Here is a 9769-nt window from a genome sequence, read left to right on the forward strand (position 1 = left end):
CTCGAAAGCGTGTGAGGGGGCAACCCCTCCGCGGGTTCAAATCCCGCCGCCACCGCTCTCAACAGCAAAAATGCCGGGCGCCCGCAGTTGCGGAACACCCGGCATTGGCATCTGGTCTCAAATGTGGTCTCAATAGCCCCCGTTAGGCAGGCACGAGAGTCCCCGCTGAGCCATCATCACCTTCGTCTTGATCTTCTTCTGTAGGCGCCCACAGGAGCCCGCCGACACGCTTCGCGATGTCCTTGTGGATCTCCGCCGTAAGGTGCTGGTATCTCATCGCCATCGATCCATCAGACCAACCCATGATCCCCACGACCGCACGGACGGGTACGCCCAGCAGGAGGAGCACGGTTGCTGCCGTGTGCCGCGCGTCATGCAGCCGTCCATCTCGGATGCCAGCCCGCTTGAGCAGCCGCTTCCACTCCGTGTAATCCGTCCGTGGGTTCAGCGGCCCGCCAGTCGGGGTGGTGAAGACCCAATCGCCGCCCTGCCACAGGTTGGCGGCAAGCTCTCGCTCCTCGCCTTGGCGCTTCTTGTGGTCCTTGAGCAGTGGGACAAGTTCGTCAGGCAGGCCGATGACCCGCCGCCCGGCCCACGATTTGGTCTCTGCCGTGGTTGCCCGTGTCGAGACGCGCTCCGGACAGTGACCTCCCATCGTTCTTCCGCAGGTCCCGCCGCAGCCGTGCTTCCAGCGCGGACGCTGCAAGGCACGGCGCACGGTCAGCGCTCCTTTGCCTAGATCCACGTCGGGCCACCGCAAGCCGAGCGCTTCGCCTTGCCGCAAGCCAAGCGCCAGGGCGATCACCCATCGGACGCTATTTCGTCGGTTCTCGGCCTCGGCGATGAGCTGCTTGACCTCATCGACTGTGTAGGGCTCAATTTCGCTCTGCGGTAGACGAGGTGCCTTGGCGATCCGGGCGGGATTCGTTGCGAGATACCCGCGACGTACCGCCTCGTTGAGCGCCGTTCGAACCGTTCGATGGGCCTGATGTGCTGTTGCCGCCGCGCTACCATTGGCGATCATCTTTGCGTAGAGCTTTTCCAAGTGCTCTGGCTGGAGCCGGGCAAGCCGATGAGCGCCGATACCGGGCACGAGGTGCTTCGTAACGGCGACTCTGTAGCCCGACAGCGTGTTTTCCCTGACAGCCGGGGCTGCGATGTGGTCTAGCCAGTGCTGGAGCCACTGAGCCAAGGTCCACGCCTGACTGTTGCGGGTTACGTGGCCACTGTCGCGAGCCTTCTCCAGGTTACGAACCTTCCTCGTAACCTCGGCTTCGTTCTTGCCACGGACGTGCCGACGGTCGGCCCTCCCGTCGTCCCGTACGCCCATAGTCACGCGCCCATGCCACTTACCGTCTTTGTCCTGGTAGATGGACGATGTCATATTGGGCGCCCGTGAACCATCCTCACGCTTCCTGCGCGGCATTGACGCTTTCCCCTTCCTGCGCAAGCTGATCGACGTAAGCCTTGAGGTCAGCCAGCCGGAACCGGCGCAGACTGCCGATCTTCACCGCCTTCAGCCGCTTCTGCTTGACCAGTGCGTAGACGGTCGTGCGGCCAAGGCGCAGCAGCTTGGCTGCCTCCTCGGGCTTGAGCAACAGCGCCAGCTCGTGGTTCTGACTTGTCCTGGTTACCTCGGCCGGGTGGTTCCCTTCGACAGCGGCGATTGCCATGATGGGGCTACTCCTTTCTGCTGGTAGCTAAAGGGGGTCGCGGCCTCGGCGTGATGCTTGGCAAGGCGGACGCCGGGGCCTGATCGGTGTGTTGCTTGGCGTTCGTATTCAGCCCCGCTGTGGACACGGAGCGTCGGAAAACGGCTTGAGAGCCCCATAGGGCCAAGATCTCCCATTGCCGAATGGTTTTGTATGGGTCTGAGTGTGTTTGGGGGCTCATGCGCCACCGTCAACGAGCCGTAGATGACCATGCGGACTATGCGCGTCGGTCGATGGATGTCCCTGAGCGCGGGGGGTAACCGTCCCAAGCGTCCCAAGCGTCGCATTGCAGGTCAGCCCTGGGACGGAATCTTGAAGTGGGACGCTTTGAAGCGTCCCATCGTTTTGAAGCGTCCCAGGGGTGAGCTGGGCGGGGACGCTTGGGACGCTTGGGACGGATGGACGGGACCCGTCTGGTGATTCGAGGTCGCAGTACCGATCCCACGCATCGACGAACAGGTCCTTGGAGTAGCCCTTGACCTGTCCGATCGAAAGGCGGATGTTGCTCGATGTGATCCCAAACTCCCGCAGTATCCGACCGAGGCGGTGCGCGTTAAGGTCCTGCCAGGGCGCGTCATCGATCGCTTTGAGCCTTTCGAGCAGGTGCGCGGTGGGTAGATGATGCACGCCGCCGGCTTCTTCGAAGATGGCCCAGCAGCTTCGCAGCAGTCTGACCCCATCGCTAGCCTCGGCACGTTCCTCCCGTGCCCCGGTGAGGGCGACGGCGGCGGTCCGTGCCCGGATCGGCCATTGCCCTCCCGCGAGGTCGGCCAGGGCGATCAGCGGTTCCCACGTGTCGGCATCGCGGTCTTCGACCGGCATAAGTGGCACCGCCTCGCGCAGGTCAACGATGTGGTTGGTGAGCCACGTGTGCAAATTGGCCCCGAGCGCGGCGACGGGCGGCCGGTCGCGCATGACCCGCCACGGCTGAACCTTCTCCCTGGCTTTACGTCGGCGCATGTGGATCAGCACGGCCCGATCCTCAATGGTTTCGGGGGCAGGGCCGATACCCGCCATCGCGGCCATGGCAAAGGTCGGGATCTTCTCCACCTGGTGGGTGTTGGCGTCGTAGCGGATTGCGGGCCGGTTGCGCTGATGGCCTGCGTTGAGCAGCCCGCGCAGGTCTTCGTTTCCTGCGGCGGTGGCGGTTCCGAAGATGGTGTCGTACTCGTCGATGAGCAGCGTGGGTGGGTTGTCGGAGCCGATCGACCGGTACACCGCTGCCGGGCTGGCGTTCACTGTGATCAGCGGGTTATGGCAGGCGGCTTCCACCAGGTCCAGCAGACGGCTTTTGCCGCAACGCTTCTCCGGTGCCCGGATGACCAGCCGGGGCGCGCACGCCCACGCGGGGAGCGCATGGGTGGCAGCGATCCACAATGTGACTGCGTCAAGCGCTTCGGCGCTGGGCAGGATTACATAGCGCTTGATCGTATCGCGCATCTGATCAAGCAGCTCAGCACCGTCCACTGTGGAGGGTTGAGTCTTTCGGGTCATAGGGTTACTCCTTCATCACGGAATCCGCCTGTGATGGCGGTGCGGCATTCGCGTTCGGGTCTGACCTGCGGCCCAGGGGGTATTGAGCGGGCGGGATCGACGAAGTGCATTACGATCGCGGGCATGATGAAAGAGACCGTGATCGCGCTTCGTAACTACGACTGGATGGTGCGCAACAAAGGGCTTGAGGACATCGAGCTGGCGTGGGACAGCGGCATGCTGGTGGACCGCGACGGTGGGTATGACATCGCGATGCTGTGTGAGCCCGGGTTCACGCCTGCTACAGCACAGGATGAGTAGGAGGCCGCTGTCCCCGCGTTGACCCGCTCGGGCATGAGCTGGCCGGGTCACAGGGTCACTCCTTCAGCGGCGAATCCGTCGCGGATGGCGTTGGGGGTGGACTTGGCCCAGGGCCAGCCGGCCGCGTCGCAGGCCGCTACGAGCGTGTTGTAGGCGTCGCTGCTGGTGAGGTGACCTGCCGCAACGATGAGAGCGGCACCGCGTGCGCAGCCGTAGAGCGTGACGCGTCTCCTGCCTTCAGGGGCTGCGTGGATTCGGTTGAGGAGCGTGGCCATGAGCCGGTCGGGATGGGATATGGCCCCCCCGCTGCGCGGGGGCGGTGTTGGGCTGGCGGGCTGTGCAGGCGCGGGCCGCCGGACGTGAGCTACACAGGCATCTACCAGCGCCGGGGCCATATCCATAATCGCGGTGGACTCATCGACCCACGCGTACGGCACTCGCGTGCTGGGATGTAGAGACGGTGGCGCTACCACGTAGCCGCCGTCAGCTTTTACGTCGATGCCTTGCCCGAGTTGGTGTTTGCCGCTGGAAATGCGGGTGTGTCCGGGATAGCGGTAGTACAGGTGCCAGCCGTTGCCACCGGTGCGCACGTAGCGCGTTGGTGGCAGCGTGATCCGCTCCCGTAGCGCGGCAAGCGATGGCGTGCCGCCGTTGCGGGGGTCGATGTCGATGACGACCAGCCCGGATGCCGTGCCGGTGCGGATAGCGAGCATTCCGTATGGGACGAGCGCGAACATGCGTCGGATGGCTTTGGGGTCGCGGGTGGCTGCGTAGAAACTGTGGCAGGTGAGGCATCGGCAGGCTTGCGGGTCGTGGGTGTCTGGCTTGGCATCACTGGGGCAGTTGGCGCAGTTGGCCAGCGGACGCTTTGAACGTCCGAGCAGGAAGACCGGCCAGCCCGCGTGGGCGTAGCCGAGCGCGGCGGTCAAGGTGTTGTTGGTGTGCATGAGGTTCCTTCCTGTGGGGCAGAAGGAAGCCAGCCCAAGGTGTGGGCTGGCCGTGGGTGGCGAGCGCGCGGAGCGCGCCTGTCGGGGATGAGAGCCGATGCCTGGCGAGCAGGCGCGAGCCGTCGTCTACTGGTCGAGGGCTGTGGTCACCTGCTGGCCGAGCCATTGAGCGACGTTGGCCGATACGGCGTTTCCGGCCTGCATGGTCTGTTCGCCGACGTTGCCCAGGACTTGGTAGGTGTCTGGGAAGCGTTGCGCGCGTAGCTGTTCGCGTGGTTTGAGCATCCGGAACCGGCAGTCTTCGACGGCGACCGCTGGTTGTACGAGTGCACCGGAGTCGCGGGTGGACATGGTGCGCAGCGGGTCGCCGGTGGTGGTTGGCTTGTTGCCACGCCGGTATGGCACGACCAGGGCGTGGTGATGCCCGCCGGCGGCGATGGTGCGCAAGGGCTGGTCGATGCTGTGTGCGGTGCCGTGTTTGCGTAGCACGGCGATGAACGGTTCAGGGGTGAGCAGAGCTTCGGCCTCACGGGCGGTGCGGGTGCGCATCGGCGCGGTGACCGCAGAGGCGGTGTTGTTCCAGGTGCCACCGGCCGGTACGAGCATGGGTGGGCTGATGATGCCGTTGCCGATCCGCTTGGTCTGCGCGGGAAGCGGCGCGGCGTCGGCCGGATGGGCTCGCCCGTCGTGACCGGCGTGGTTGACGGTGAGCAGTACGTGCCGGTCGGCGAACATGGAAAGGCCCGCACGGATGCGGGTCATGGTGTTGTCGGCCAAGGGTTCGGCACGGTCACCGATCCGCCTGCCCAGGTCGCTCCAGTCGATGGCGGCGGCGGCGGGCAACACGTACGGTTCGACCACGCTGTTGCGGCATACCGCGTTGGGGCACACGTACACGTATTGCTGGCGGTACTTGCCGATACGACGCCGGTCCGGCTTCTTCCACGCCTGTACGGCATGCACATCGACCGAGCAGGTCTGGCACCAGGCCACGGGGTGGGGATCGACGTCGGGCAGCTCGATACCGGTGCGGGTGAACACGAGGTAGAGCCGGTCACGCCATTGCGGGGCGTGTAGGTTGCGCTGGTCGCCGATGTGAGCCGACGACACCGACACGTACTGCACCCGGTAGCCCAGCAGCAGCATGCCCGCAACCCAGTGGTCGAACAGTTCCCACCGCGCCACGTCAGGCACGTTCTCCACCAGCACCACCCGGTAACGGTGGACCTCGGTCGCGCGGATGACGTCCCAGAACGTGGCCCGGGTGCGCTCGAATCCTTTACGGCTGATCGGCCCGAACGCCTCCAGCAGGTCACCCTGACCAGGCACGGTACAGGTACGCGAGGGGCGGCCACCGGCCGGTGATGCCTCCGTGCAGATCGGCGAGGCCCACAAGACATCGGTGCTGGGCAGGCGCCGCATGTCGTAGTTGTTGACGTCGGCGCACAGATGCTCAGCGTCGCGGAAGTTCGCGCTGTGGGTTTCGATGGCCCGTTGCCAGTGGTTGGCGGCCAGGCGTAGTTGCAGGCCGGCCGCGGTCAGGCCGATGGAGGAACCACCGGCGCCGCAGAAGATGTCGGTGAAGGTCAGGCTCATTGGAGTCCTTTCCCGTTGGGGCAGAACGAAAGCCAGTCGATGATGAGGGCTGGCCATGGTGTGAGCGCGCGGAGCGCGCCTATCTGGGCTTTGCCTTCCCGGTGATTGCTTGCCGGGATGGTTTGGGCCGCAACGCGATCCGGCGAACAGCCAGATCCACCTGCACCGCCAGTTGCGAGGCTTGCTCCTGGGTGGCCAGGTCGGATTCCCCCAGGCGCACATGGGCGCGCAGTTCCATCCAGTGGCGCCCGTTGAGGTCTTGCACCCGCACGGCCACGAGCGAGCCGTAGGCGGTGTTCCAGCGCATCGGCGGGGAGCGGTGCTGCCCTGCCGGGTTGGTGCCGGTGACGGTGCACTGATGGTCCTGCGCGCACCATTCGGGGTGAGGCCAGCCGTTCATGGCTGCCGTTCCCGTGCGGCTTTGGCGCGGGCGGCGTCGTGGGCGATTTGGCGTAGCTGGGCGTAGGCGGCGCGGCCCCAGCGGCGTTTACGGCCGGAGCCTTTGCAGCCCCGGCAGGTGGTCATGCGCCGCAACAGCAGGGTGCGCCGCACGCCGGTACCCCGGCAGCGGTGATGCTTGCCGAACGGGGCCACCCAACACAGCAGGCCATAGACGACTATCGCGGTCAGGATGGTCAGGGTAGCGATCATTGTGGGTGTCACAGGGTGCCTCCACGGCAGGATTCGGGCCGGGTTTCCGGTAGCCGCTACCCGCTACCTGCACTGTGTTTGCGCAGGTAGGATGCGGTGTGTGGAGGTAGCGGGGGTGGTAGCGGCACCGCTACCTTGCCCGGTGCCGCTACCTGTGGCGCTACTCGACTTTCTCGGCGCTGACGCGCTGGGCGATCACCTGCCGCAGGGTGTCGAGGCGGTAGCCTTTCCAGTTACGGCGGGCGATCTTGATGTCGGCCGAAGGCACGCCGAGTTTGCGGGCCATGTCCGACAACGCCTCCGGCGTGATCGCCGGGTAGGCGTGCGGCCACTGCGCCGTGAGTTGCTCGGCGGCGGTCGCCCAATGCTGCCCGTTGGAAGCTGACACCGCGACCAGGTCGGCGAGCAGGTCACGTGCCTGCGGCAGGTCTCCTGCGCCGCCAACGGGTTTGCCGCCGCGCAGCGCCAATGCCCGTGCCAGGATGGCCTTGGTGGTGGCCTGGTCCGGGTACTGGCTGCGCACGCCGGTCGGGGTTTTCAGGCCGGTCATGACGCCCCATCCGGCGTCGATCTCGGGCCGGTACACGGTGCCGGTGATCCCGCGTTTGTAGGCCCCGGTACCCAGGATCATGTCGTTTTCCACCTGCCCGTTGACCGACAGGCACCACCGGTTGGTGACACAGCGGGTGATGTTGGGTGGCAACGAGGTCTTGTCCGGGATCTGCGTGGCCAGCACGAAGATGATCCCGAGAGCGCGGGCGCGTTTGATCGCCCGCTCCGCCTCGTCGGCGGCGTCGGACGACCAGGCGAACAGCTCATGCACCTCGTCCAGGACGATCACGATCGGGTGCAGCCCGGAACCCGGCTGGCGCGCCAACTCCGGGGTGACCTTGCCTTCCGGGGCCAGGCCACGCTTCTTGAACGCCAGGATGCGCTTACCACGCCGCTCAGCCTCAGCCAACGCCCAGGTCAGGATGCGGGCACCTGCGCCGAGGGCGTTGTCGTCCACGCCCACGATGTAGGTGGAGCACAACAGTTCGAAGTCCAGAAAGTCTCCGGTGCCTTTGAACTCCGCGATTTTGAACTCCACCGTGGGATCGAGCGCCGCGACCGTGGCCAGACTCCGTGCCGCGTAGGACTTCCCGGAGCCGGGCTGGCCACCGAGCAGGAACGAACGGGCGAACATGCTGGTACGCACGGGGCGTTGCCGTTCGTCGGTACCGAACTCGTGCTCGTCGAACACGGACGTGACGGCGTTGTCTGCGGCGAGGGACCAGCGGGGCTGGCCCATCTTGGAGGCAGGCTGATACCCGACCCACAGGTCGAGCTGCCCGGCGTGGTCGGGGCCGGCCGAGGGCCATACCTGATCCACCGGCAGCCGCAACGCGCTGGACAGCGCGCCGCGCCGGTCGAGCACCCGCACGGCTTCCATGCCCGCGGGCAGGTTCACCCGCGCCAGCCAGCCCGGCCCGTCACGGTGGATGCCAGGATGTACGAACTCCACCTGACCAGGCTCCTTGAGCGCACTGAGGTTGAGCGAGACCAACGCGGTACGCACCATCTCAGCGGTCAGCTTCGTGAACCGCTGCCCGACCGTCACCCGGTCGGTGATCGGCTTATCGGCGGGCCGGCCGAACCGGGCCAGCACGAGCACCGTCACAACCAGCACGGCATACCAGGCGGGCGTGGGGATCTGGTCGGCGGCGGTCGCGGCGAACATAATGCCGCCACACACCGCCAGCACGGCACCGAAGGCGACCACGATCCAGCGGGCTTTGGCCTCACGGGCGCGGGTGCGGTTCAACGACTGCCAGGTGAACGCGTCGTTGGTGTCGGCGGCGTGCTGACGCAACGACCAGTTGCCCTGCTCGGCGGTCGCCCACCGCAGCAACCTGCCCGCCATGCGCGACACGCCCAGCAGCGCATACCCGCCCGCCTTGAGGGCGTACTTGGGGCTGCGTATCGCGTGGAACGCCAGCCAATAGCCGAGGTTGAACCCGATGGCGCGTAGCGTGGCGCGGCGTTGCGCCCGGTTGGTCAGCCACGCCGGGATGATCGGTACCCGGTTGGTGTTGGTACGGGTCAAGTCCGCCCACGACAACGACAACGGCACATCCGGTGTGGCCGGCGGGTCCACCGGGGCGCCCCTGCCTGGCTGGTAGACGGTGTAAGTTTCGGCGTCGCTGGCGTTGGAGTCGTTGTCGCCATTGACATCCGGGCCGGTGATGCGGTTCGGGCTGTGCCCGTTGCCGTTGGTATGGCTGGGATGGATACCCAACCCGGCGTCGCTGTTCAGTGGCCAGCCATGACCGTTGTCGTTGTCGGGCAACGGAAACCGGTAATTGTCGGCCATTACTTCACCCCCTTGTTCAACTGGTCGAGTGTGTCGGTAAGCCGCTGGTAGACGGCCTGTAGCTGCTTGGCACGCGACATCGTGGGCTGGGCGTTCTCCTTGTCCATCCACCGCACCGTGGCGTCCACGGCGCCTCGGAGCCAGCCCAGCCAGCCCTGCCAGAACGCCACCAGCCGTTCAAGCTGCGCCACCCGCGCCCGCAGGCGTACGATCTCCGCCTGAAGCACCGGGCACTGCCCACACCGCTGGCCGCTCATCGGGCACCTACCGTGATGACCAGGGCGCTGACCCACAACCAGCCGTAATGCCATGCCTGGTCCAGGGCGTAGAGGCCGCCGCCGCGTTCCAGCCAACCGGGATCTTTGCCCAGCCTGTCGGCCATACGCCGCAGCGGGACACGCCGATCGGCGACGTAATGCGACACCGCCGACACCCACAGGCCCACGACCAGCCACGGAAACGTGATGGTCATACCGGTCACTCCTGCCAGCACGGCAATCATCACCGCGGAGGTGATGGTGTAGCTGCCGACGTGCGCCAGGCACGCCGCACGCCCCTGCGAACCGGGAAGGCCCTTGTGGTCGGCTTGGTGCTGGGTCTGAACCCAGTGGTCGGCTACCTGATGAGCGGCATACAGGGTGCCGAAGATGGCACCGAACGCAGCCAGAGCGGAAGGGTTTGACAGCATTAAAGGACTCCCTTGGGGGTACGGCGGG

At 66.1% G+C, this 9769-nt stretch carries 11 protein-coding genes; 1 reads left to right on the forward strand and 10 read right to left on the reverse strand.

Translation table 11 applies throughout. The annotated features are described in order from the left end of the window. Window positions 1-142: 142 nt before the first annotated feature. The 3 genes from DM816_RS36760 to DM816_RS36770 all read right to left on the reverse strand — a co-directional run bounded on the left by DM816_RS36760 (window position 143) and on the right by DM816_RS36770 (window position 3206). Window positions 143-1384 (reverse strand): tyrosine-type recombinase/integrase, encoded by a 1242-nt coding sequence (locus tag DM816_RS36760; RefSeq protein WP_246002570.1) that lies wholly within the window; start codon window positions 1382-1384, stop codon window positions 143-145. 22 nt (window positions 1385-1406) lie between these two features. After that, window positions 1407-1673, reverse strand: a complete 267-nt coding sequence (locus DM816_RS36765) for a helix-turn-helix domain-containing protein (protein ID WP_117215125.1) — start codon at window positions 1671-1673, stop codon at window positions 1407-1409. Between the two features lie 216 nt (window positions 1674-1889). Beyond that, window positions 1890-3206, reverse strand: coding sequence for a DUF3631 domain-containing protein (locus tag DM816_RS36770; protein ID WP_117215126.1), 1317 nt, complete (start codon window positions 3204-3206; stop codon window positions 1890-1892). Between the two features lie 123 nt (window positions 3207-3329). Here DM816_RS36770 and DM816_RS43190 point away from each other — a divergent pair, with 123 nt between their 5' ends. After that, the gene (locus tag DM816_RS43190) at window positions 3330-3506 is read left to right on the forward strand and encodes a hypothetical protein (RefSeq protein WP_162908201.1); all 177 of its coding nucleotides are present in this window, start codon (window positions 3330-3332) and stop codon (window positions 3504-3506) included. Window positions 3507-3553: 47 nt separating this feature from the next. On the opposite strand, the gene DM816_RS36775 is transcribed toward DM816_RS43190, so the two are convergent. The 7 genes from DM816_RS36775 to DM816_RS36805 all read right to left on the reverse strand — a co-directional run. Next, on the reverse strand, window positions 3554-4453 hold the full coding sequence (locus tag DM816_RS36775) for a bifunctional DNA primase/polymerase (RefSeq protein WP_117215127.1): 900 nt from the start codon (window positions 4451-4453) through the stop codon (window positions 3554-3556). Between the two features lie 126 nt (window positions 4454-4579). Further along, window positions 4580-6049: a DNA cytosine methyltransferase gene (locus DM816_RS36780; RefSeq protein WP_117215128.1), complete on the reverse strand. Its 1470-nt coding sequence runs from the start codon at window positions 6047-6049 to the stop codon at window positions 4580-4582. A gap of 79 nt (window positions 6050-6128) precedes the next feature. Further along, window positions 6129-6449, reverse strand: coding sequence for a hypothetical protein (locus tag DM816_RS36785; RefSeq protein WP_117215129.1), 321 nt, complete (start codon window positions 6447-6449; stop codon window positions 6129-6131). Then, on the reverse strand, window positions 6446-6712 hold the full coding sequence (locus DM816_RS36790; protein WP_162908202.1) for a hypothetical protein: 267 nt from the start codon (window positions 6710-6712) through the stop codon (window positions 6446-6448). Before DM816_RS36790 ends, DM816_RS36785 begins: the two co-directional genes overlap by 4 nt. Window positions 6713-6860: 148 nt before the next feature. Further along, entirely contained in the window at window positions 6861-9053 is a 2193-nt protein-coding gene (locus tag DM816_RS36795) for a cell division protein FtsK (protein WP_117215131.1), read from the reverse strand. Next, window positions 9053-9310, reverse strand: coding sequence for a hypothetical protein (locus DM816_RS36800; RefSeq protein WP_162908203.1), 258 nt, complete (start codon window positions 9308-9310; stop codon window positions 9053-9055). Before DM816_RS36800 ends, DM816_RS36795 begins: the two co-directional genes overlap by 1 nt. Continuing rightward, window positions 9307-9769: transcriptional regulator (locus DM816_RS36805; RefSeq protein WP_342768795.1), on the reverse strand; the 463-nt coding region annotated here is incomplete at its 5' end. The genes DM816_RS36805 and DM816_RS36800, both read right to left, overlap by 4 nt.

The organism is Allorhizocola rhizosphaerae, assembly GCF_003426775.1.
In the GTDB taxonomy this organism is placed as follows: Bacteria; Actinomycetota; Actinomycetes; order Mycobacteriales; family Micromonosporaceae; genus Allorhizocola; species Allorhizocola rhizosphaerae.